20 protein-coding genes, 3 tRNA genes and 1 pseudogene are annotated in these 22,291 nt (G+C 57.4%); 9 read left to right on the top strand and 15 right to left on the bottom strand.

Translation table 11 applies throughout. The features are described 5' to 3' along the window. Positions 1-73 precede the first annotated feature (73 nt). The 6 genes and pseudogenes from NT179_02450 to NT179_02425 all read left to right on the top strand — a co-directional run bounded on the left by NT179_02450 (position 74) and on the right by NT179_02425 (position 7,738). Positions 74-571, top strand: a complete 498-nt coding sequence (locus tag NT179_02450) for a glycosyltransferase (GenBank protein ID MCX5720874.1) — start codon at positions 74-76, stop codon at positions 569-571. An 86-nt stretch (positions 572-657) separates the two neighbouring features. Beyond that, a complete protein-coding gene (locus tag NT179_02445) occupies positions 658-1,692 on the top strand; it encodes an IS481 family transposase (GenBank protein ID MCX5720873.1) in 1,035 nt (344 codons plus the stop codon). Positions 1,693-2,262: 570 nt separating this feature from the next. Next, a pseudogene (locus NT179_02440) lies at positions 2,263-4,020 on the top strand (carbamoyltransferase). 74 nt (positions 4,021-4,094) lie between these two features. Beyond that, on the top strand, positions 4,095-5,237 hold the full coding sequence (locus tag NT179_02435) for a glycosyltransferase family 4 protein (protein MCX5720872.1): 1,143 nt from the start codon (positions 4,095-4,097) through the stop codon (positions 5,235-5,237). 5 nt (positions 5,238-5,242) lie between these two features. Beyond that, positions 5,243-6,622 (top strand): sugar transferase, encoded by a 1,380-nt coding sequence (locus NT179_02430; protein ID MCX5720871.1) that lies wholly within the window; start codon positions 5,243-5,245, stop codon positions 6,620-6,622. Positions 6,623-6,781: 159 nt separating this feature from the next. Beyond that, complete coding sequence (locus NT179_02425; GenBank protein MCX5720870.1) at positions 6,782-7,738, top strand: GDP-mannose 4,6-dehydratase; 957 nt, start codon at positions 6,782-6,784, stop codon at positions 7,736-7,738. Positions 7,739-7,892: 154 nt separating this feature from the next. On the opposite strand, the gene NT179_02420 is transcribed toward NT179_02425, so the two are convergent. From NT179_02420 to serS, 7 genes are all read right to left on the bottom strand, one after another. Continuing rightward, the gene (locus NT179_02420) at positions 7,893-8,597 is read right to left on the bottom strand and encodes a hypothetical protein (GenBank protein ID MCX5720869.1); all 705 of its coding nucleotides are present in this window, start codon (positions 8,595-8,597) and stop codon (positions 7,893-7,895) included. A gap of 211 nt (positions 8,598-8,808) precedes the next feature. Continuing rightward, positions 8,809-8,884: transfer RNA gene (locus NT179_02415), tRNA-Phe, on the bottom strand. Positions 8,885-8,984: 100 nt separating this feature from the next. After that, a tRNA-Ser gene (locus tag NT179_02410) sits at positions 8,985-9,077 on the bottom strand. 160 nt (positions 9,078-9,237) lie between these two features. After that, positions 9,238-9,579, bottom strand: a complete 342-nt coding sequence (locus NT179_02405; protein MCX5720868.1) for a hypothetical protein — start codon at positions 9,577-9,579, stop codon at positions 9,238-9,240. 39 nt (positions 9,580-9,618) lie between these two features. After that, positions 9,619-9,819: a hypothetical protein gene (locus NT179_02400; GenBank protein ID MCX5720867.1), complete on the bottom strand. Its 201-nt coding sequence runs from the start codon at positions 9,817-9,819 to the stop codon at positions 9,619-9,621. 343 nt (positions 9,820-10,162) lie between these two features. Continuing rightward, positions 10,163-10,252: transfer RNA gene (locus NT179_02395), tRNA-Ser, on the bottom strand. 63 nt (positions 10,253-10,315) lie between these two features. After that, entirely contained in the window at positions 10,316-11,602 is a 1,287-nt protein-coding gene (gene serS / locus NT179_02390; GenBank protein ID MCX5720866.1) for a serine--tRNA ligase, read from the bottom strand. A gap of 197 nt (positions 11,603-11,799) precedes the next feature. On the opposite strand from serS, the gene NT179_02385 reads away from it, so the two are divergent. Next, positions 11,800-12,168, top strand: a complete 369-nt coding sequence (locus NT179_02385; protein ID MCX5720865.1) for a rhodanese-like domain-containing protein — start codon at positions 11,800-11,802, stop codon at positions 12,166-12,168. 36 nt (positions 12,169-12,204) lie between these two features. Here the strand turns inward: NT179_02385 and NT179_02380 are convergent, their stop codons facing one another. From NT179_02380 to NT179_02370, 3 genes are all read right to left on the bottom strand, one after another. Then, the gene (locus NT179_02380; protein ID MCX5720864.1) at positions 12,205-12,768 is read right to left on the bottom strand and encodes an OmpH family outer membrane protein; all 564 of its coding nucleotides are present in this window, start codon (positions 12,766-12,768) and stop codon (positions 12,205-12,207) included. A gap of 215 nt (positions 12,769-12,983) precedes the next feature. Continuing rightward, a complete protein-coding gene (locus NT179_02375) occupies positions 12,984-14,558 on the bottom strand; it encodes an HD domain-containing protein (GenBank protein MCX5720863.1) in 1,575 nt (524 codons plus the stop codon). 12 nt (positions 14,559-14,570) lie between these two features. After that, positions 14,571-16,409: a HEAT repeat domain-containing protein gene (locus NT179_02370; protein ID MCX5720862.1), complete on the bottom strand. Its 1,839-nt coding sequence runs from the start codon at positions 16,407-16,409 to the stop codon at positions 14,571-14,573. A gap of 191 nt (positions 16,410-16,600) precedes the next feature. Here NT179_02370 and NT179_02365 point away from each other — a divergent pair, with 191 nt between their 5' ends. Together NT179_02365 and NT179_02360 are read left to right on the top strand one after the other, a co-directional pair. Continuing rightward, positions 16,601-17,227 (top strand): GDSL-type esterase/lipase family protein, encoded by a 627-nt coding sequence (locus NT179_02365; protein MCX5720861.1) that lies wholly within the window; start codon positions 16,601-16,603, stop codon positions 17,225-17,227. Next, positions 17,227-17,538 (top strand): thioredoxin domain-containing protein, encoded by a 312-nt coding sequence (locus NT179_02360; GenBank protein MCX5720860.1) that lies wholly within the window; start codon positions 17,227-17,229, stop codon positions 17,536-17,538. Before NT179_02365 ends, NT179_02360 begins: the two co-directional genes overlap by 1 nt. A 9-nt stretch (positions 17,539-17,547) precedes the next feature. On the opposite strand, the gene zwf is transcribed toward NT179_02360, so the two are convergent. The 5 genes from zwf to NT179_02335 all read right to left on the bottom strand — a co-directional run bounded on the left by zwf (position 17,548) and on the right by NT179_02335 (position 22,252). Then, entirely contained in the window at positions 17,548-19,092 is a 1,545-nt protein-coding gene (gene zwf / locus NT179_02355; GenBank protein ID MCX5720859.1) for a glucose-6-phosphate dehydrogenase, read from the bottom strand. Positions 19,093-19,103: 11 nt separating this feature from the next. Then, a complete protein-coding gene (gnd, locus tag NT179_02350) occupies positions 19,104-19,997 on the bottom strand; it encodes a decarboxylating 6-phosphogluconate dehydrogenase (GenBank protein ID MCX5720858.1) in 894 nt (297 codons plus the stop codon). 147 nt (positions 19,998-20,144) lie between these two features. Further along, positions 20,145-20,930, bottom strand: coding sequence for a hypothetical protein (locus NT179_02345; protein MCX5720857.1), 786 nt, complete (start codon positions 20,928-20,930; stop codon positions 20,145-20,147). A 2-nt stretch (positions 20,931-20,932) separates the two neighbouring features. Continuing rightward, positions 20,933-21,160 (bottom strand): hypothetical protein, encoded by a 228-nt coding sequence (locus NT179_02340; GenBank protein MCX5720856.1) that lies wholly within the window; start codon positions 21,158-21,160, stop codon positions 20,933-20,935. Positions 21,161-21,220: 60 nt separating this feature from the next. Beyond that, positions 21,221-22,252: an aminotransferase class I/II-fold pyridoxal phosphate-dependent enzyme gene (locus tag NT179_02335; GenBank protein ID MCX5720855.1), complete on the bottom strand. Its 1,032-nt coding sequence runs from the start codon at positions 22,250-22,252 to the stop codon at positions 21,221-21,223. Between the last annotated feature and the right edge of the window lie 39 nt (positions 22,253-22,291).

Below are 22,291 nucleotides of genomic sequence, written 5' to 3'. Positions count from 1 at the left end.
CGGACCGATTCTTTTATCAGTGGAGGCCACTAGAGCGGTTCTTTCCCAATGGAGTCTATGGCGGACCTCTTGTATGATTTTTGTTGCGGTCGGGAATGGAAGCCAAGGCTTTTTGCGTTTACTGAATGCAGTCGAGATGCTTGCGGGGAATGGTCTGTTAGCGAGTGACCAGGTTTGCATTCAAGGTGGCAATAACCCCTCTTTTGTGCCGAAGTTTTGCAAGAAATATGACTTTCTTTCAATGGACCAATTCGCGAAATTCATCAGGGACGCCGATTTGATTATTGCTCACGCTGGGGCAGGCACGTTATTTCATGTTTTGCAGGCTAGAAAGGTTCCCGTGGTGATGCCTAGGCGTCGGCAGTATGGCGAACTTGTTGATGATCATCAGGTTGAACTGCTTCAGGCTCTAGCATTGGAAGGAAGGGTGGTTCCTGCTTATGAGCCTGAAGATTTACCTGCTGCGATTACAGAGGCTAGGCGTCGCAGCAAGCAACCGATGCAGCCTCCCCCCTCTCGCATGCTTGAGCTCGTAGGCCAAGCGATCACGGAGCTCATTGGAAAACGTTGAAGGTGGTTTTTGTCTTAATGTGCGAAAGCTAGAACTTAATCTGACAGTCAGGTAGAGTCCTCTCCTTCACGAAAGGAGTGAGGACGATGACCACCGAGCAGAAGATCATCCGGGCGAAGGTCGGCGTGTTGGAATTGGCAAAGCAACTCGGCAATGTCTCCAAGGCCTGTCAGCTGATGGGCTATAGCCGGGACAGCTTCTATCGTTTCAAGGAGCTCTATGAGACCGGCGGTGAGGCCGCCCTCCAGGAGATCTCCCGCCAGAAGCCGCTCCTGAAGAATCGTGTGTCGGCGGAGGTGGAAGAGGCCATTGTGCAAATGGCGATCGAGCAACCGGCCTGGGGGCAACTGCGCGTCGCCAACGAACTCCGCAAACAGGCCCTCACGATCTCCCCCGCCGGCGTCCGGTGTATCTGGCTCCGGCATGATCTGGAGACGATGCGGAAACGGCTCAAGGCGTTGGAGGCGAAGGTCGCCCAGGAGGGCCTGGTCTTGACGGAGGCCCAGGTCGTGGCGTTGGAGAAGGCGAAGGCGGACAAAGAAGCTCACGGCGAATTCGAGAGCGAATGTCCCGGCTACTGCGGCGCCCAAGATACCTTCTATGTGGGAACGCTCAAGGGCGTCGGGCGCATCTATCAACAGACGTTCATCGACACCTACAGCAAGGTCGGATTCGCGAAACTGTATGACCGCAAGACTCCAGTGATGGCCGCCGATTTCTTGAATGATCGGGTGCTGCCCTTCTTCGAGCAGCAGGAGATTCCCTTGAGCCGAGTGCTGACCGACCGCGGGACTGAGTACTGCGGGGCGCCCGAGCGCCATGAGTATGAACTGTACCTGGCCGTGGAGAATATCGACCACACGCGCACGAAGACGCGGCATCCCCAGACCAACGGGATCTGCGAGCGCTTCCACAAGACCATGTTGAACGAGTTCTATCGCGTCGCGTTCCGGAAGAAGATCTATCGGACGCTGGAGGAGTTGCAGGCCGATCTCGATGCGTGGATGGAGGAATACAACCAGCAGCGCCCGCATCAAGGCCGCTGGTGTTATGGCAAGACGCCGATGCAGACGTTCAGGGACAGTGTGTCGTTGGCGAAGGAGGAAATCTTAGCGGCGTAAACCCGGTGAGGACTCGCTGTCTGTCAGATGAAGTCTTGAGTTGTACACTTAATGCCTAAGACTGTGGATGCATCGGCAGCGTTGTCGAATGGTAGCCCCTGCTGCGTATTGGGCTCACTCCCATAACGTGCCTTTCATATGCTCGGTCCCCACGTCGACGCATTGTGCCTTGATGTTCGAATTGACAAGGCCTACGCTCCATGTCGAGCTTCGTCAGTAGGCTTTGATAAAGTGCAGTGCCGCGCGTAGTCATTTCTTTCCTGAATGGCCATGTTCCTCTCACAGCCTAACCACAGAAGAGAGTACCGGAAAAGCTGGGAAATTTGGCGAGCTAATTGATCTGGGCCTAGCACCGCATCGGTGCTTCGAGAGAATTTCTGTTTTTAGTTTCCGTTATACCTTACGGAATGTTGGTGGCAGGCTCATGCCTCTGATGAAGAGTTCCTGGTTGTGCAGTGATTGGGTTAGGCGGATTGGCGAGGTCATTATCATGAGCGTGATGATCTTCGCTGTATTTATGTTCCCCTGTTCAATCAGTCAGTTCATCTACCTTTAGTTTAGGATTTTCCTGTGGCCTACATTCTTGGCATCAACAGTTATCACGGCGATTCGTCCGCTTGTTTGCTAAAGAATGGCATATTGGTCTCAGCGGTGGAGGAGGAGCGCTTTCGTCGCATCAAGCACTGGGCGGGGTTCCCCTCAGAGGCAGTTCGCTATTGTCTGGCCGAGGCGAAAATTGGCTTGGACGATTTGGACCATGTGGCCGTCAATCAAAATGCAAAGGCCAATCTTTGGAGAAAGATCGGCTTTACCCTCGCTAAGCGGCCTGATTTTGGGTTGGTGATCGACCGTGTCAGGAATAAAAGTGAGCGCACCAATGTCCCTGCCCAGCTAGCATCACTATTTCCCGGACAGAAATTCACGGGCCAGGTCCATCATGTCGAGCATCACCTTGCGCACCTCGCCTCGTCTTTTCTTGTGTCGCCGTTCAAGGATGCTGTTGTTGTCTCGGTGGATGGATTCGGCGATTTTGCGAGCGCGGCTTGGGGTATTGGTTCTGGTCAGGATATTACAGTCGACGACAAAGTCTATTTCCCGCACTCTCTAGGGATATTTTATGAGGCATTGACCCAGTGGCTTGGCTTCCCCAATTACGGTGACGAATATAAGGTCATGGGGTTGGCACCCTACGGTGAGCCAAAGTTCATGACTGAGATGCGTCGCATTGTTCATTTGCGCGACGATGGTGCTTTCAGACTGAACCTGGATTTTTTTCGTCACCATAATGAGAAGGTCGAGTACGAGTGGGAGAACGGTGAGCCTAAGGTTGGGAGGCTGTTTTCCGTTGCGCTTAATGAGCTACTTGGTCCTGCGCGGCAGAAGGGCGATGAACTTACCCAGAGGCATAAGGATATCGCCCGGTCGGTGCAAGCGATGTACGAGGAGGCCCTCTTTCATTTGCTGCAGGTTTTGCATCGTAGGCATGGAGGCGAAAACTTGGCTTTGGCCGGGGGCTGCGCAATGAACTCGGTAGCCAACGGCAAGGTGTTGAGGAGTACACCCTACAAGCGGGTGTATATCCCCCCAGCGGCGGGCGATGCGGGCGGGTCCATCGGCGCGGCTCTCACCGTATGGCATACGTTTGGTGGCAAACGCGCATTTGTGATGGATCATGCTTACTGGGGGCCGCGGTTCGGCGAAGCCGAACTCCGTGAGAGGATAGGCGTAAGGGGTGAGGAGCTAAAGAAGCAGGGTTGCATCATTGAAGAGATCAAAGATGAAGGTGAATTATGCCTTCGGACAGCGCAGGAGATCGCGAAGGGAAAAGTCATCGGCTGGTTTCAGGGGCGTATGGAATGGGGACCCAGGGCCTTGGGAAATCGTTCGATACTTGGTGATCCGCGCCGCGCGGACATGAAGGACATCTTGAATCTCAAGATTAAGCGGCGTGAGTCATTCCGTCCCTTTGCGCCTTCTATTCTTCGCGAGGCCGTCCCTGCATGGTTCGAGACCGATGATGACGTACCGTTCATGATGCAGGTGTATCAAATTCGCAAGGGCAAGCGTCAGCTCATTCCTGCGGTCACTCATGTGGATGGGTCTGGCCGGCTGCAGACAGTCTGTCGTCATGCAAATCAACGCTACTACAGACTCATAGAGGCCTTTCTGGGCCTGACGGGGGTGCCTATTTTACTGAACACTTCGTTTAATGAGAACGAGCCAGTTGTCTGTTGACCTGACGAAGCCCTTGACTGTTTTTTGCGGACTCAGATGGATGTGTTGGTGCTGGGAGAGTTTGTGATTTCAAGGCGGGAATCCGAAGGCTAAAGGTGTCGGCTTAACGTATGCATGTGCTCTTCATTAATCGGTTTTTTTATCCTGACCAGTCAGCGACGGCACAGATGTTGACTGACTTGACTGAAGGGTTGGTGGCCCAAGGGTTTGCAGTCACGGTTGTGACCGGACGTGTTGGTTACTTGGGAGGGGATCAGAGTCTTCCCTCTGCTGATTCTTACAAGGGCGTCCGGATACAGAGGGTGTGGTCCTCGCGGTTTGGCCGCGGGTCTTCGTGTGGCCGGTTGATCGATTATCTGACATTTTACGTGGCATCAGCATGGACGGCGGCGCGAGCGAATGGTGTTAGTGTGGTGGTCGCGATGTCGGACCCACCCATGTTGTCGGTCCTGGCTGTACTTGTCGGGTGTTTCAAGCGATGGAAGGTGGTCTGTTGGCTGCAGGACGTCTTCCCAGAAATTGCGGTTCAAGCGGGGGTCCTGCCTGATGGCGCGGTGGCTCGGCTTCTCAAGCGGCTGGCACGTTGGTCGCTTCTGAGATCTGACAGGGTGATTGTCGTGGGCCGGTGCATGGAACGATATCTTCTTGGTTTTGGTGTTTCGCGCCAACGCCTTGCGTTGATTCCCAATTGGGCCGATGGCGAGATGCTAATGCCGGTGGTGGCTCAGGATAATTGGTTTAGAGCGAAACACAAGCTTGATGGCCGGATCGTAGTCATGTATTCGGGTAACCTGGGGGTGGTCCATGAGGCGCAGTCACTTCTTCCGATGATTCGTCATTTACGAGCCGTGCCGGAGGTGTGTTTTTTGTTTGTCGGCGAAGGGCAGGGTAAGGTGAGATTGGAGGAGTGTGTCGATCAGGAAGGTCTGGGGAATGTGATGTTCATGAGTTATCAGGCCAGGGAGCAATTGCGCTATAGCCTATCTGCCGGGGACATTCACCTGGTCACCCTCAGGAATAACATGGAGGGTTTGAGTGTGTCGAGCAAGATCTACGGAATCATGGCGGTCGGCCGTCCCGTCATGTTTATTGGGCCTGAGGGAAGTGAGGTGGCGCAGCTCATTCGGGAAACTGGTTGCGGTGAAGTTTTCGTCTCAGGGGATGGCGAGCGGATTGCCGTGGCCATCGTCGCGCTCGCCAGGGATCGTGAGCGGCGGGAATCCATGGGCTCGTCAGGCCGACGGTATTTTGAGACCCATTTAGATAAATGTATAGCGATAGAGAAATTTAAGGTCGTGCTGCAAGGCTGAAGGCTATGTATCGTGTCGGGTCAAGAAAATATAAAGCCTACCTGGTTGCAGGAGACGCAGCCATACTCTTGGGCGTCTTTTTTATGGCCATGGAATTTTGGTGGGATGTTGGCCCTGAGGGTTTAAGTGAATCCTTTCATTCAGGGTTCATTGTGCTTGTCGCATATGTTTTATTTTTGTTCCTGTTTGGCCTCTACAATATCCGCATGAACTATCGAGCCCAGAAAGCTTCCACAATGGCTGATATTAGCAGTGCTGTGCTGGTCGCTAGCATGGCACTCTCCGCGCTCTATTACATGCTGCCGGATGTGAAGCTGCCTCGTGGGGTGTTCTTGATTCAGACGATCTTTGCAGTTCCCCTGCTGTTTTTCTGGCGAACAAACTTTTGGCGATTGCGCGACGAGTCGCTGGTTCCCAGGAACGTTCTTATCGTCGGAGCAGGGGAGGCAGGTGCGACGGCGTTGAATATTCTGGAGCGGTTCCACTCGGAATATCATGTCGTGGGATTCATTGATGACGCACTGGACAAGCAAGCTCGGACCATTAATAATTATAAGGTATTAGGCGGTTCGGTGGCTCTCGTTACGCTTGTCAGGCAACACAGAGTCGAGGGCATTGTTGTGGCCGTGGTAGGCCAGAAGCAGGAGCAGCTCATTCAGGCTGCGCTGCAATGCCGAATGCAGGGCGTGTTTGTGTCCGATCTGTTGACATTGGGGGAGGAGCTGACGGGACGGGTGCTCTTGGAGCATGCCCGCGAGTCCTGGTTTGTCTTTTCGTCAGGATTTCTGATTTTGCATCAGCATACGTTTCGGCGTATCAAGCGGCTCCTCGATGTGCTTTGTGCAACGATAGGGTTGGTGCTGGCAAGCCCGATCATGCTGATCGCAATGGCCCTGATCAAGATGGAGACGCGTGGCCCAGTGTTCTACCGCCAGACTCGGGTGGGACAGAACGAGCAGCCCTTTACCGTGGTGAAGCTGCGGACAATGTGTGCAGACAGCGAGAAGGGATCCTTGTACACCGCTCAGAATGATCCCAGAGTTACGCGCATTGGGAGAATGTTGCGTTTATGGCGTATTGACGAAATCCCGCAGATGTGGAACGTGCTCAAGGGCGATATGAGTTTCGTGGGGCCGAGGGCCGAGTGGGAGCTATTGGTCAGGGAGTACCAGGATAAAATCCCCTATTATTCATTTCGGCACATGGCGAAGCCTGGCATTACTGGATGGGCTCAGGTGAACTATCGATACGGGAGTTCGGTGGGAGATGCGGTGAGAAAGTTGGAGTACGACCTCTATTATTTAAAGCATATGTCTGTCGCGTTGGATCTGAAGATTATTTTTAAAACTATCTCCGTGGTGTTATTGGGGCAAGGCAGTCGCTAGTTGGTTTATAATGACAGGTCGATCTTGATGTAAGGCGGAGCACTTACTTTAATACTTTCGGATAATTGACCGTCTGTGTTGGCTTGCGGTTCAAAGCGCTGTAGTATTCGTTGATATGTTGATGGTTGAGGAAATACTCATTCTTTATAGGGGGCTGGTGTGAAGAAAGCTCTCATATGTGGCATTTCAGGGCAAGACGGTGCGTACCTTGCTCAGTTGCTCTTGTCTCAAGGGTATGAATTGTGGGGGACTTCAAGAGACGCGCAGGTGGCGAACTTTTCAAATCTTAGAGCGCTAGGAATTTTAGAGCGTGTCAGTTTTCTGTCGATGGCGCAGACTGATTTTAGAAGTGTGCTGAATTGCCTGGTTCGTTCTGAGCCTGACGAGGTTTACTTTTTATCTGGGCCAAGCTCTGTGGGGTTGTCCTTTGAGCAGCCTGCAGAAAGTATTGAGAGCATGACTTTTGGTGTGCTTAATCTGCTTGAGGCGGTGCGGTTCCTTGGCCGGCCCATCAGGGTTTATCATGCCAGTTCAAGTGAGTCGTTTGGTGACGTTGGCCAGCAAAGCGCAAACGAACAAACCCCATTTAGGCCACGGAGTCCTTATGGCATCGCGAAGGCGTCGGCTCACTGGCTAGTGGCGAACTATCGCGAGGCTTATGGGGTTCATTCCTGCAACGGAATTCTATTCAATCATGAATCTCCGTTGAGACAAGCTCGATTTGTTACGCGCAAGACTGTTTCAGCCGCGTGTCGAATAAAGTTAGGGTCGGGGGAGCGTTTGCGTTTAGGCCGACTTGATGTCACTCGTGATTGGGGGTGGGCGCCAGACTATGTAGACGCGATGTGGCGTATGCTTCAGATTGATGTTCCTGGAGATTATGTGATTGCCACGGGGCATAGCTATACCTTGGAGCAGTTTGTGCAAGGTGTTTTTTCTCATCTAGGGTTGGATTGGCGTGAGTTTGTTGATGTTGATCCTTCGTTGTTTCGACCATCAGAAATTGCGCATAGTGCTGGGGACCCGAGCAGGGCAGCAGCTGATTTGGGTTGGACGTCGAGTGCGAATTTTTCTGAGATTATTGAGCGACTCGTGGTTGGAGAGTTGACGAAATAGTCGTAGTCCGTAAGCGCCTCTTAGTTTGAGACGGTTCAAATGGAGAACTTTCTGGGGGGTGACGTTAGCTTCTCAAGGGGTCGATGGGAAGTAAATGGAAAGGGCCGGAGAGGTGATCCTCTCCGGCCCTTTGTTGTTTCCGGATGAATGCTTGTTATGGCGTGCAGCCGAGTGGGAGATTTCCGCTGGGACTGACTACTGTGCATTTCGTGCTGGTCGTTCCCATCGTTTTGGAAATACCACCTCCGATTGACGCGACGACAGCGCTAACGGCAACGACGACCGCTGCTGCTTGAGCAGGAGCTGCAGCCGTTGCAGCCGTCGAAACGGCTGCGGCTGCTGCTTTAGCGGCGGCAGCGTTCGGAGCGGCAGCCACAGCAGCGGTAGCGGCAGCGCCGGCAATGGCGGCGGCGGCGGCCGGGGCGGCGGTAACGGCGGCGCTCGTAATGGCGGCGGCAGCGGCCGGGGCGGCGGTGACGGCGGCGCTTGTAACGGCAGCGGCGGCCGCGCTGGCGGCAGCGGCGTTCGGGGCGGCAGCCACGGCGGCGGTGACGGCGGCGCCTGTAACGGCAGCGGCGGCCGCGCTGGCGGCGGCGGCGTTCGGGGCGGCAGCGGTAGCGGCGGAGACGGCGGCAGCGGTCAGGGCTGCAGCATTGGCCGGATTCGCAGCTACGGCGGCTTTAGTGAGAGCTGCAGCTTGCGCTGGATTGGCCTTGATAGCAGCAGCCAGTGCCGCCGGGGTGCTGGCTGCCGTTTGAGCTATGGCTGCCCCTTCAAGCCCTGCAAAAGTTGGCAAGAGTAAGGCGCTGCATAGTAAGAAACTGCTGATCTGGTGATTCATTGTCGTCCATCTTTTCATGTGAAGCCTCCTTGCGTCATGCCTGACGCTGTGAACGTCCATACCTACTGGAACATACCAGCTAAATGGTATAAGTTTTTTCGTGCTGAGTGCAAGAAAATTACGGCAACCACGCGTGAGAATCAGGCGAAATATACTGAAAATGCCGAAGGGCTCGTTCAGGGCAGCCAGCGGGGTGAGGCTGGAACTCTCTAATGTTTTGAATGGGATGTGGTGCCGAGGGACAGAATTGAACTGTCGACACCAGCCTTTTCAGGGCTGTGCTCTACCAACTGAGCTACCTCGGCACGATTCACGGCAAGAAGAGCGAGGCACTGTTACAGGATCGATGGACAAAAATCAAGTCTCTGTCGGTTTATCCTCTGCAAGTGCCGACGGAACAGGCTGTGGCGGAGAGGGAGGGATTTGAACCCTCGGTAAGGGTTTTGCCCCTACGGCAGTTTAGCAAACTGCTGCCTTCGGCCGCTCGGCCACCTCTCCACTGTTCTCAGCCCTACGCGGGGTTCCCGATCATGTGCGATGCGGTCGATGATCGTAGGATAACCAGCAATCGAGCCGTGATCTTACCTCAGGCCATGTGGGAGGTACAAGCCATTCGCGAGGTGGAGCAAGAAAAACTCTTGGGGGAAACGGCGACGGTTCAGGCGTCCACTTGCTTGTTCCACTGAAGAACGATGGGTTTTTTTGCGAGCTGGACGAGGGAGGAGGAGAGGTTGCCGATGTAGTGCCAGGTTGTGGTGAGGCTGGTTGTGAGGTCCTGTTCCCACAGGGGGAGAGGGATGGCGAGGGTCTGTGAATGTTGGAGGCTCGTGGACTCTGAGTCCAGGGCCGTCATGCGGGCGAGGGGTGCCTCGTAACGGAGCTCTGAGTGGCTTGGTCTGATGACGCCGCTGAGGGTCAGCATGTGGAGTGCGGCTCGCTTCTGTTTCGTGCGGGCGTGACGCAACTTCAGATCATGGATTTTGGATGAGATGACGTGCATGGTGTCTTCCTTCTGTGTCCTGGTGGAGAGGTCGAGTGCTTACATCCAGAGGGTCTGGCGATGGGCCTCGTCTGGTTCCTGGGAATTCCAGCATTGCGAGCAGGGGGTGAAGGGGTTGTCGGTTTCCGGCTGCAGGCTTCCGCGAAGGACGAATTGATAGATATGGCAGCCGCAGAGAGGGCAGGTTTTGCTGTTGCGTTCCCGATGAATGAATCTGATCGTTCTCGTCTGTTTCTGCATCGGTTCCTCCTTCACGAAGTAGGGGGCACGAAGGCGCGCTGGCAGGTGATAGTGCCGCAGGGACGAGTTTTTGAACATACCGTAGAGGTAGGTGGGGCCGAACTAAAGAGGGGGTTCACGGTAAATCATCGCTAGCTCTGCACGTATAATACTGCTAGTAAATCAATGGATTGCGACTTATTTGCAATTCTTAACATTAAGTCATTGACGTGCGGGATGTTGCTCGTTGCTGAGCGGAGACTGCTGCTGTTGAGGTCAGGCGTGAGAGGGATTCTGGCAATGGGGTTGGGAGCAAAAGGCAGAGGCGTCGGCTGTTTCAGGCGCTGAATCGATCTGTGTGGTTTGGCGGAGGGGGCGAGATTTGAACTCGCGGACCCCTTGCGAGGTCTCCAGTTTTCAAGACTGGCGCATTCGGCCGCTCTGCCACCCCTCCACTTGAACTCATTCGCCCAGGAGCGCTTGTCATGTCAGCGCTCGGGCTGGCTCCCATCATAGCCTATTCTTTGCGAATCACCTCAAGCCCGCCCATGTAGGGACGTAAGACCTCCGGTATCGTGATGCTCCCATCCGGCTGCTGATAGTTTTCAAGGATGGCCACGAGGGTGCGGCCAACGGCCAGCCCAGATCCGTTGAGCGTATGGACGAAATCGGTCTTGGCGTCTTTTTTTCCTGCTGCGCCCTTATACCGGATGCTGCCTCGTCTGGCCTGAAATCCTTCGAAGTTGCTGCAGGAGGAGATCTCCCGATATTGGTTCTGGGAGGGGAGCCAGACTTCGATGTCGTAGGTCTTCGCCGCGGAGAATCCGATATCGCCGGTGCAGAGGGTGACGACCCGGTAATGTAGGCCCAAACCCTGCAAGATCGCTTCTGCATGGCCGGTGAGCCGTTCTAATTCCTCGTACGACTCGTCCGGTTTGGCGAAGACGACTAATTCCACCTTGTTGAATTGGTGGAGGCGAATGAGCCCTCTGGTGTCTTTGCCATAGGATCCGGCTTCGCGCCGGAAACAGGGGGTATAGGCCGTATACCGGATCGGCAGGGCGGTCTCGGCGAGGATTTCGTCACGGTGGAGATTGGTCACCGGCACTTCGGCCGTCGGGATCAAGAAGTAGTCTTCGTCCCGGAGGCGAAAAAGGTCCTCTTCAAACTTGGGCAACTGGCCGGTTGCGGTCATGCTCGACCGATTGACGAGGAGCGGCGGCAGGACTTCCCGGTAGCCATGCTGCGTCGTGTGCAGGTCGAGCATATAGTTGATGAGAGCCCGTTCGAGTCGCGCGCCAGCCCCGGTCAGGACCGCAAATCTCGCGCCGGCGATTTTCGCGGCCCGGTCGAAATCCAGAATGCCGAGGGCTTCGCCGAGATCCCAATGGCTCTGGGCCGGCGCGGTCAAGGTGGGCGGGGCTCCCCAGCGCCTGGCCTCTTGGTTGCTGCCCGCATCTTTTCCTGCGGGGACCGAGGCATGAGGGAGATTCGGGATGCGGAGATTCAGATCGGTCAGGGGCTCTTCGATGCCACGGAGTTCGTCTTCAATTGTCTTGATCCGTTCGCCGACCGCCTTCATGGCTGCCATGGCTGTGTCAGCCGGCTGCTTTTCGCGTTTCAGCTTGGCGACTTCGTCCGATCCTTTTTTGAGCTCGGAACGAAGCTGCTCGACCTGGCTGGTCAAGGCGCGACGTTGTTCGATCAGCCCACGGAGGCTGTCCCAGGGGACGTCGGCGCCACGGAGCCCCAGTTGTTCCCGGAGGCTGTCTAAATTGTCTCGTAAATAGCGTAGATCGTACATGGTTTCCTGTTCCAGAAAGCGGCTGGAATCTAACATCGGGGTAGGGGTTAGTCAATCGAGCGAGCGGTGGGATTCCACGATGATCGTGTGGTTCGTCCGTTGACAGGAGCCGGAAGATCGAGGACCATAGCCGCTGCCAGGCGATGAATCAACATTGGCCGCAGCTATTGCTGGAACGGAGAGGAAGGGGCGCGACGATGAAACATAATCCCGGTTTTCTGAAGCTGGTGGATGCAGCCAGAGCGAGGGTGAAGGAATGTACGGTGGCGCAGGCCAAGGAGCGGCTTGAGAGGGGTGAGGTGCAGCACTTTCTGGATGTGCGCGAGGACCATGAGTTTGCGAAGGACCATGCGAAAGGCGCCCGCCATCTTGGGAAAGGGATTATCGAGCGCGATGTGGAGACGCTCATTCCCGATAAAGAGGCGGCGATTGTCTTGTATTGCGGAGGCGGCTACCGGTCGGCTTTAGCCGCGGACGTGCTGCAGCAGATGGGCTATCGGAACGTGGTATCGATGGATGGGGGGATCAAGGCCTGGCGGGATGCGGGCTATCCGATGGAGTCGTGATGGGACCTCGGAGTGGCCGAGGTCCCATCGGAATGGTTACTTGCTGTTGGCCCGGTCGAACTCTTTGATCACTTGTTCGGTCAAATCGATGGTGTCTTTGTTGTAGATCACAATCTTGACCGTTTGTTCGCTGCCCTTGTCGAGGACGAGTGAGAATCCGCCTTTTTCCGCTACGGCTTGTGTGGCCGTGGCAATTCGCTTCATGTAGTCATCGACCAATTCCTTCTGCTTCCCCTGCAACTCCTGATTAAATTCCTGTGCGCGCTTCTGATAGTCCTGGATCTTTGCGCGGAACTGGGTCTCTTTTTCTTTCTTCTCGGTCTCGCTGAGCTTCGCGAGTTGATCCTTGAGCGTCTTTTCGGTGGTGCGCAACTCTTCTTCGTCCCGGGACAACAGCTTCTGTCTGGTGGTGACGTATTCCTTGAGCCCGTCCAGGGCTTTTCTGCCCGCTTTCGATTTTTCTAACACGGTCTGAGGATCGACGACGCCCATTTTGAAGGCTTCGGCAGCCTCTGCCGCAGGAAGAGAGGCGAGCAATAAAATGCCCGCGGCGGCCAAGGGGAGAGTGATTCGCCGCAGAATGGTTCCCATGGTATGCATAACAGGCGCTCCTTGTTGGTAAACGATGCGATCAATGAACGGTTGCGAGAATAACTGTGGGGGCAGGTCCTGTCAAGAGATCGGCCGCGGCAGGATGCTGAAAAAGCCCGCCAGCTTCGTTCTCGCCTCGAACGCATCCTCAACGTACCCCTGAGGGTACGCCTCCGGTGCGTTCATCGGCTGCGGCCTTGCTGACGAACTTTTTGAGCATCCTGCTAGACGAAGTAGCGGCTGGTGTCGAACCTATATTCGGTATTGTCGATCAAGCGGATGATGTGGTGGCGGAACTCCCCGGTTTCGTCCTTCTCGGTCAGGTCCAGCTCGCGCCCTTGCTCGATAGGGGTTCCTTGCGGATCGGTGATGACTTTGACCCATGGTCGTTCTGCCTGTTCTTTGTCTGCTGCCGGTTTGAGCACGACGGCCAGTTCGCTGGTCTCCAGCATCACCAGGCTGCCGATGGGGATGATGCCGACACAGTTGACGAACAGCTTGAGCAGCACCGGGTCGAACGACTGTCCGGACTTTGCGAACATCATGTTGAGGACTTTCGAGGGGGACATGGGTTCCCGTCGATAGACACGGGAGGAGGTCATCGCGTCGTAACAGTCTGCGATCGTGAGGATGCGGCCGGTCAATGACACGGTCCAGGGCACGGTCAGCTTCGGATAGCCGGAGAAATCCAGGTTCATGTGGTGTTCGAAGGAGGCAGCTGCCATACGGCCTGGTAGATTCGTGATGCCGCGCAGCTTAGACAGACTCAGGACTCCCTCCGTGGGATGACTGCGCATGGTCACCCAGTCATCATCGGTAAACTCGCCCGGCTTGTTCAGGACCTCCATAGGGATGGTGGATTTGCCCATGTCGTGGAACAGCGCTGCAAGGCCCAGGTCGGCCAGTTCCACTTTGGGATAGCCCGCGCGATTGGCCAGGGCAATGGAGAGCAGGGACACATTGACCGAATGGTTATGGGTGTACTGATCGTGGCAACGAAGGGTCGTGAGCCCGAGGATCGTGGCTTCATCATCCATCATGAGATCGACGATGTTTTGGATCGCCCGTTTCGCCTGTTTAAAACTGACGGTGCCCCCTTCACGGACCGATTGCGTCAGGGCTCCGATCGATCCTGCCACTTTGGCATAGCCGTTTTTGGCGGTCCGTTTCCGCTGTGTTTTGAGCGAGGCGCTATCCATGCCGGAGAGTCCCGCATTTCCGGTTGTTCCGGTTTCGTCCCGGACCTGCAGCTGCCGCGGTTCTTCGAGCTCGATGCCGGCGATCCCTCGTGCGGCCATTTCGCGCCGGAGGTCTTCGAGGGTGGTGTCGTCAGGCGTCAGGGCGACGAAGAGCGCGGCGAACTCACGCAGATCTTTCGCCTCTACGGTCAACGAGAAGGTGACTCCGCCGATCTTCCAGCTGTTCAGGGTGTCGATGATGCTGGTGGCCACGGCCATCTGCTGCGCGTTCACCTTCAAGTGGCTGTTCCCGAGAAAGAGGAAATCGTTTTGCAGACGGACGGCGATCGGCTGGTCGTGCGTCATGGTCTTGATCAGGGTCAGCATGGTCTCGACCGGTTTATCCAGCGCCGCGTTGGTGCGTTCGTACATGCGGGAGATCTTCATCAACACGTTCAACTGAGTGATTAGCTGAATGCCGAGCATGGCCATCTGCTGGTCCAGGATGTCTCCGGCCTCCGATCCTCGGGCGATTTTCTGCGACAGGGATTTTTCGTGCGTCAGAATCGGCCGGGCCTGTTCCTTCGCGGCGGGGGTCTGTTGGATCTTGAAATCACTCACGGCAGCGGCTCCTCACGATGATGCGGCCTGCTTGAGTTGTTGTCGTTGGGCTTGGGCGAGCGCGGCGGTGCAGGCTTGCCGGACGGCGGCGCTGCCTTTCTTCTGGCCCAGCTCCAGGGCTGCCACGGCGGCAGGGGTGCCTAGTTTCCCCAAGGCTTCGGCGGCGAGAGAAGCGAGCTCTTCTTTTTTCTTCCGGTTGATCCAGGACCATTCCGTGAGCAATCGCGTAAAGGACGGAATGATCTCCTCGCCGCTGGTGGCGCGCATGGCTTGGAAGATCGCACGTTTTTCGCTGAGGGGGCGATCCTTGAACGTGTCCGCCGAGACGATGGGAGACCAGGCGGAGTAGGGCGCCGTATATTGACCGCGTAGGAGCAGCTTGAGCGCTGGCAACCGCACTGACTCCTCGGTGTCATTCGCGAGCGTCACCAGTTTCGTCCCATTCCCGGAGGGGCGGAGGATTCCGATTGCCCGGATGACCTCCTTCCGCACCTGGACGTCCGGATAGAGGACCAGTTTTTCGATCGAATCCAATAAGCGCGGATTGTTCCATCTCAGGAGGATCGCGAGCAGGCTTCGCACATAACGGGGGCGGCGGTCCGACAAACCACGGAGCAGCGGATCCGGCTGGTCCTTCGCGAGGGCCTCAAGGGCGTCAGCCACGATGGCTTGATGCGCCGGCATCTCCAGATTGGCCAAGAGGGTGCAGAGGGCCGGGATGGCCGATGCCGCCATGGGCAGCAGCACCGTCGGCAATCCTTCTGTGGTGGCGTAGGGGGTCTTGTTTAAATAGGTTTCGATCATCGCGATCCGTTCAGGCCGGCCCAGGTTGTCGAGCAGGGATGCCAGCTGCTTCTTATGATCCTCGTCCAGGTCTGGCCGGATCTCAGCTGCGGCATGGAGCAGGCCCAGCACATTGTCCAGCACGGCCCATTTGCCATGGGCCGTCAAGGAGTCGAGGAGGTTGCCCCAGAGGTCGAGCAGTTTGGTCAGGATGGCAGGAGATCGCTCCGACGCCAGGATCGCGGTGAGCATGTCCAAGAGGTACGTCGTGTTGTCTCTGTGGCTCTCTGCCTCGATCTCTTTCGCCAGTTCGGCGAGTTCGAGGTCCGAGACCTCATAGCCCAGGTGACCGGACTGGGATCGGTTCGCCGGTCCGTTGGCGCCCCGTCCGGTTCCTTCTCCGGTTGACGTTCCGCCAGCATCGGCTCCCGAACCGTCTCTCCCTTCAAGTCCTGTTCCTGCTCCCTGTTTAATGCGGGCCTGTTCCCGATCCAGCAGGGCTCGCAAGCTTGCTTCCGATGCTTCCATCCTGCCGGCCGTCTGCAGCGCGAAGACATCTCCGCCGGTCGAGGCCTTGGCGATTTCTTCGGCTGTGACCAGGGTGATGCTGGAGAGGTTCTTGGCCCATAAGCGCGTGACAATGTCGTCATCGTCCTCGTCCGGGTTGAGGCTGCCCCAGAGCGCGTCAAGCAAGGCGGAGAGGTCTTCCAGTTGAAGCCCTTCGAGGAAGGTCAGTTCCCTGATGCCGTCGGTATAGAGTTTGAACGCGATATTCTCGTGGCCGGACTCCTGCTCGGACCGGTAGACGACGTTCCCGTTGACATAAAGTTCGGACCGTTGCACGAGAAACGCCAATTTCTGGTAGTGGTCGAGGTGAGCCGTGAGGGCTTCGAAGAGCTGTTGGAGGAACTTTTGCGCGACCGGGTTCGCCGCCCCGTAGGTCCGGCTGGATTTGGCGGTTTTGTCTAACAGAATGAGGAGCCGCTTGATGGAGGCCAGCTCGGGATTGGCTGGCTCTTTTGCTGGTGCGATCGGCTGTGAGCCGCCGTCTGTTTTCGGCTCGTCCATGTGCATATTCGTACCGTGGAGGTGAGGAATCGTCAAGGAAATAGCCGCTCTTCGCCTGCCTTCCGGCGATGAACGGCTGAGAGTTTTTCTCCCATCCAACGTGTGGAGCAGAGGGCATTGTGAGTCTGCACTGCGCGCCGGTAGAATCCGTCGTACGAGTCGTCTGAACGCCAATCGATGCGATGAAGAACATGACCCACATTGTCTGTTTCGGAGACAGTCTGACGGCAGGGTTTCAATCGCCCAGCGCCGACAATCCGCAGGGAGACGAGACTCCCTATGGAGGATTCCTGCAAGAATTGACCGGGCCTTCCGTGCGCGTGTCGATGAGTGGTCTCTGCGGGGAGCTGACCGGCGATATGGTGCGACGGTTTCGCTCGGCTGTGCTGGTCCATGAACCGGCCTGCGTGGTGATTCTCGGCGGCACGAACGATCTGGGCTGGAACGCCACGCCTGCGGCTATTCTGCGTAATCTTCTTCAGATGTATGAGCTGGCCGCCGCAGCTGGAGTTACGCCGGTGCCTGTGACCGTTCCGTCGATCAGGGTGGGCGACGACCTGTCCAGTGAGGAGGGACGCCGATGGTTGGCCGAACATCTCGATCGGCGGCGCCAGCTCAACGGGTTGATCCTCCGCTCTGCCGAATCGAAGGGGCTGGCAGCCTTCGATCTGTTCTCCGCCACAGCGGAGCCGGAGACGCAACAGCTGGCGGCCCGGTATTCTAACGACGGGCTGCATCTGACCACGGCAGGCTATCGGCTGATGGCAGAACGGTTATATCAAGAGGTCTTTGCTCCCCTGTTGGCGAGGAGACCGTGATGCGTGAGGTGACTGACCGGGACTTCGACCGTCTGGTAGCGCAGGCGGGATTACCGGTGTTGGTGGAGCTTTGGAAGCCTGGCTGCGGGAGTTGCCGCTCGTTGATGCGTGAACTCGAAAAGTTGGAGCAGCAGATGGCAGGCAATGTGCTGATCCTGACCATGAACGTCGAGGAGCAGTTCCAGATTCCCGCGGAGCTGGAGATCTCCTCCCTGCCGGCCTTGGCCTTCTATCGAGAGGGGATGTTCGAGCGGTTTATCGGCGGAATTGGGACATGCGAGGAGTTGCTTGCGCAGTTGCGGCTGACATGACGTGAGTCGCTACAGGGTCCGCCAGGCCCGTCCATCATTTTCAATGAGGCGATCGGCCTCAACCGGCCCACAGGTTCCCGCTTCATATTCAGGCAGCTCCCGCAATCCTTGCTGCTGCCATCCCTCCAGAATCTTGGTGATCCAGGCCCAGGAGGCTTCCACGGCGTCGCGTCGCATGAATCGGGAGGTATCGCCGGCCATCACGTCGTGCAGCAATCGCTCATAGGCTTCCGGAGACGGACGGCCGAAGACGTCACTGTATTGAAAGTCCATTTCGACCGCATGGGTCTCGGCTCTGGTGCCCGGCACACGCGAGACGATGCGAAGCGAGAGCCCTTCCTCCGGCTGGATGCGCAGCGCCAACACGTTCGGAGGTTGTGGCTGTTGCGCATTGGCGTTGAACAAAGTTTGCGGGATGTCTTTGAATTGCACGGCGATCTCGCTGGCGCGATGGGGGAGCGCTTTCCCGGTGCGCAGATAGAAGGGGACGCCGGACCAGCGCCAGTTTTCCACGAAGCATTTGATCGCGACATAGGTTTCTACCGTGGAGTCAGGATGAATTCCTTGCTCACGGCGATAGCCTGGGGTGGGTGCGCCATGGGTGGCGCCTTTACTGTATTGGGCGCGGACGGTGACCTGTTCGACATCCTGGTCGGTGATGGGCTTGAGGCAGCGGAGGACATCCATCTTCGCGTTGCGTATCACATCCGGATCGAGCGAGTGGGGGGGCTCCATTGCGACGAGGCAGAGCAATTGGAGGATATGGTTCTGCACCATGTCGCGCAAGGCCCCGGCTTCTTCGTAGAAACTGGCCCTGGTGCCGACGCCTTCCGCTTCGCTCACGGTGATCTGTACGTGGTCGATGTATTTGTGGTTCCAAATCGGCTCGAAGATGCAGTTGGCGAACCGGACGACCATCAAGTTCTGGACGGTTTCTTTGCCCAGATAGTGATCGATGCGGAAGATCTGCGACTCGTCGAAGACGCGTCCCGTGACCTGGTTGATGGCCTGGGCGGAGGCTAAGTCGCGGCCGACCGGTTTCTCGACGATGATACGGGAGTAGGCGGTCTGAGATCCCGGTTTCGTCACCAATCCTGCTTGCTCCAGTCCCTCGCAGACCGGCGCAAACGAACTGGGCGGAATACTCAGGTAGAAGATCCGGTTGCCGGGCAACTGTAGATTTCGCTCAATCTCTTCTGCTCGGGATTTCAGTCTGGCATAGGTGTTCGGGTCCTCATTGTCACCAGCCAGGTAAAAGAGATGTGGCGCGAAGTCTTTCCACTTGTCCTCTGCCAGGGCTTGCCGGGAATGGGCGACGACGCCGTCACGGACCGTGGCGCGGAATTCCTCGTCGGTCATCGGCTTCCGGCCTAGCCCGATCACCGCAGAGTGTGGCGGAAGGAGTCCGTCGAGGAGCAGGTTATAGAGGGCAGGAATCAGGCGTCGGCGTGCGAGATCGCCGGACCCGCCGAAGATGACGAGGGTGCAGGGTTCGACCGGGGGGATCGTCTCCTGTGAGGGGTTGATATCGATGCGCGGGATAATGGGGGCCATGGGTTTCTGCCTTACCGGCGAATCGCATGGCCGCCGAAGGCGTTGCGCAACGCGGCCAGCATCTTTTCCGCGAAGGACTCGTTTTGCCGCGATCGGAAGCGAGTGAATAATGCCGTTGCGAGCGTCGGGACCGGGACATCCTTCTCGATCGCATCGGCGATCATCCAGCGGCCTTCGCCGGAATCCTGCACGTACCCTTTTAACTGTTCCAGCCGGGGATCTTCTTTCAAGGCGCCGGCTGCCAATTCCAAGAGCCAGGAGCGGACGACGCTGCCGTGCATCCAAAGGTCTGCGATCTTGGCGAGGTTGAGCTGGTAGTCGCTCTTCGCCATCAGCTCGAAGCCTTCCGCATAGCCCTGCATCATGCTGTACTCGATGCCGTTATGCACCATTTTGACGTAATGTCCCGCGCCGACTCCTCCGACGTGAGCCCAGCCTTCTTCTGGCGCCAGCGTCGTGAAAATCGGCGCGAGCTGTTTCACGGGCGCCTCGTCGCCGCCGACCATCAGGCAATAGCCGATGGTCAGGCCCCAAATGCCGCCGCTGGTGCCGGCATCGACATAGTGGATCTGTTTTTTCTTGAGGTCCGCGGCCCGCCGCACATCGTCGTGGAATCTGGTGTTGCCGCCATCGATGACCGTGTCGCCAGCCTGGAGAAGCGCCGCGACGGCCTGCACGGTGTCTTCCGTTGGCGCGCCGGATGGGACCATGATCCAGACCGCGCGCGGGCCTTTGAGCTGGCCGACGAGGTCCGCAAGCGAGGACGCGCCGACGCAACCGACTCCGACGGCCTGTTTGACCAGATCTGCCGATCGATCATAGACCACCACGCGGTGCCGGTCACGTTGCAACCGGGTGACCATGTTCATGCCCATTTTCCCCAGCCCGATGAATCCGATGTCCATAGGAACTCCTTCTGGTGCGGTAATGGATAGCCTGGATCGAGCAGACGCGACCCTCAAGGAGGAGTCTATCCTCTTGGGGGCTTTGTCTCCATGAATAACTGAGAAAATACGTGCTAAGGCGGAACCCTGGGCGGCTCCGCGCTTCTGTCAGTCGATTCTGGCAGGATTGGGCACGTCCTTAAAGAGAAGATCGGCAAGATCACGGCCGATGTTGAGCCGCTCCGCTAGGGTGGCGGCAGTCAGGAACCGCCCGATCAGGTCGCCCAGCGTGGCATCACGGGAGGCGATGAACTTGAGCGAGTCCACCGGCGCGGTCAGCCAGAATCCCCGTAGCCGGAAGAAGGCGTTGATGGCGTCATCGAAAAACATCGACAGGAGATACTGCGCGGTGGCCTGCTTATCGGCTAGATCTCGGGCTTTCCCCAGCCAATGGAAACATTCCGCCTTCATGCGAATCTGTTCATTGATGCTGACGGGGGGCGGTCCCTGCCGGAACCGTTGGTTGGCGCGCTCAAGGAGTTTGGCGCCGATGCCTTCGTGATCGAAGAGGATGCGGGCTTTGCGGAGGAGAGACGGGAGGCGCGGTGAGTAGGGGAGGTCCTCCTCAAGCTCGCGATATCCGCGATACCGGATGTCGGCCAGACGATCGGCGACACGGACGATCTCGTGGCCGTCGGCCTGTCCCTTGACGAGCGCCAGGAGGTCGATGTCGCTGTGAGCCGTGATGGCGCGCCGCACGCTGGACCCCACCAGGATCACGCTGACGAGATCGCCTCCGCGGCGGCCGCGGACATGGCGCAAGGCGATGGTCACAAGCTCTTCGTATCCCGGTTCGACGATCGGGTCCGGCTGCTCCGGCGGTTCCGGCATGGCGAGTAGTTCGGCGTTCAATTCTTCTGACGTGGGGGTCGGGTGCGTGACGGGGCTATCCATGTTTAGGTTCCCTGTGCGAGCTGAATATGTTTCGGGAGCGATCCCAGCCAGTCTTCGAACGGTTGATCCGCATCGACGATGATTTCCAGTTTGCCATTGGGCAATTGCCGGACGAGGCCAGGGCTTTCCGGAGATAAGGGAATCTCCACCCACTCGCGGTTCAGGCCGAGCGAGTCGGTGAGCTCCAGGATCCGGCTGATATGTTTGAACGAGACAACGTCTAACGGCATTGGTACTCCATCAAGAGGCATTCTAGGTTTCAGTGGGGGAGGTGTCAATGAGCGGGCGATTCATTCTCCCAGCACACGGGCGAAGATCTCGCAGGCTTGATCGGTCATGGCGCTGGAGACATCCAGGTGGGTGACGGCGCGAAAACTGGTGCCGCCGAGGGCGTTGATCAAGAGCCCCTCCTGTTTCAGGGCTGCGACCAGCGCCGGGGGCGTCAGCCTGTGGCCGATGACGTCGAAAATGACGATGTTCGTATCGACGTCTTGCGGGCTGATCCTGACCGTAGAGATCTGTTGCAGCCGTCGCGCCATCTTCTTGGCATGGTCATGGTCCAGCTTCAATCGCGAGACATGGTGCTCCAGCGCATAGATGCCGGCAGCGGCCAGGATGCCGGACTGTCTCATGGCGCCTCCATACATCCGGCGCAGCCGCTTGGCCCTGTCGAGGAGCGTCAGATCGTTCATCATGAGGAGCGCGCCGGCTGGCGCTCCCAGGCCTTTTGAGAGACAGACCGACAGGGTATCGAAGTGCTGGGCATAGGAGGCAGGAGGCAGAGTGGTAGCGGCGATGGCATTGAACAGCCTGGCCCCGTCCAGATGCATCGGAATGCGATGGGTGCTTGCTGCGGCGCGAATCCGTTCAATCGTGGCCAGCGGATAAATCGTGCCGCCGCCGCTATTATGGGTATTCTCCAGGCAGATCAGGCCCGTTTGAATCGTGTAGGGGTCCGTGGGGCGGATGGCCGCTTCCACCTGCTCGGCTGAGATGAGGCCCCGGTTTCCCACGACCCAATGGAGCTGAACTCCGGCCAGCGCTCCTGCTGCTCCCTGTTCGTACCGTACGATATGGGCCTTGCTCTCGACGATGACTTCCTGGCCCGGTTGCGTGTGGAGGCGAATGGCGAGTTGATTGCCCATGGTGCCGGAGGGCACGAAGAGCGCGGCCTTTTTCCCGAACATCGCCGCCGCCATCTCTTGGAGGCGGTTCACGGTGGGATCTTCGCCATAGACATCGTCTCCCACCTCCGCGCTGGCCATGGCTTTGCGCATGGCGTCGGTGGGTTTCGTGACGGTATCGCTGCGTAAATCGATCATGAAATGTTCGTGAGCCTGCGTCACGTCCTTTGGTTCGGC

Source organism: Nitrospirota bacterium, assembly GCA_026387665.1.
In the GTDB taxonomy this organism is placed as follows: domain Bacteria; phylum Nitrospirota; class Nitrospiria; order Nitrospirales; family Nitrospiraceae; genus Palsa-1315.
The sequence above is the reverse complement of the archived record's forward strand: the minus strand, read 5'-3'. Positions and strand labels throughout refer to the sequence as shown.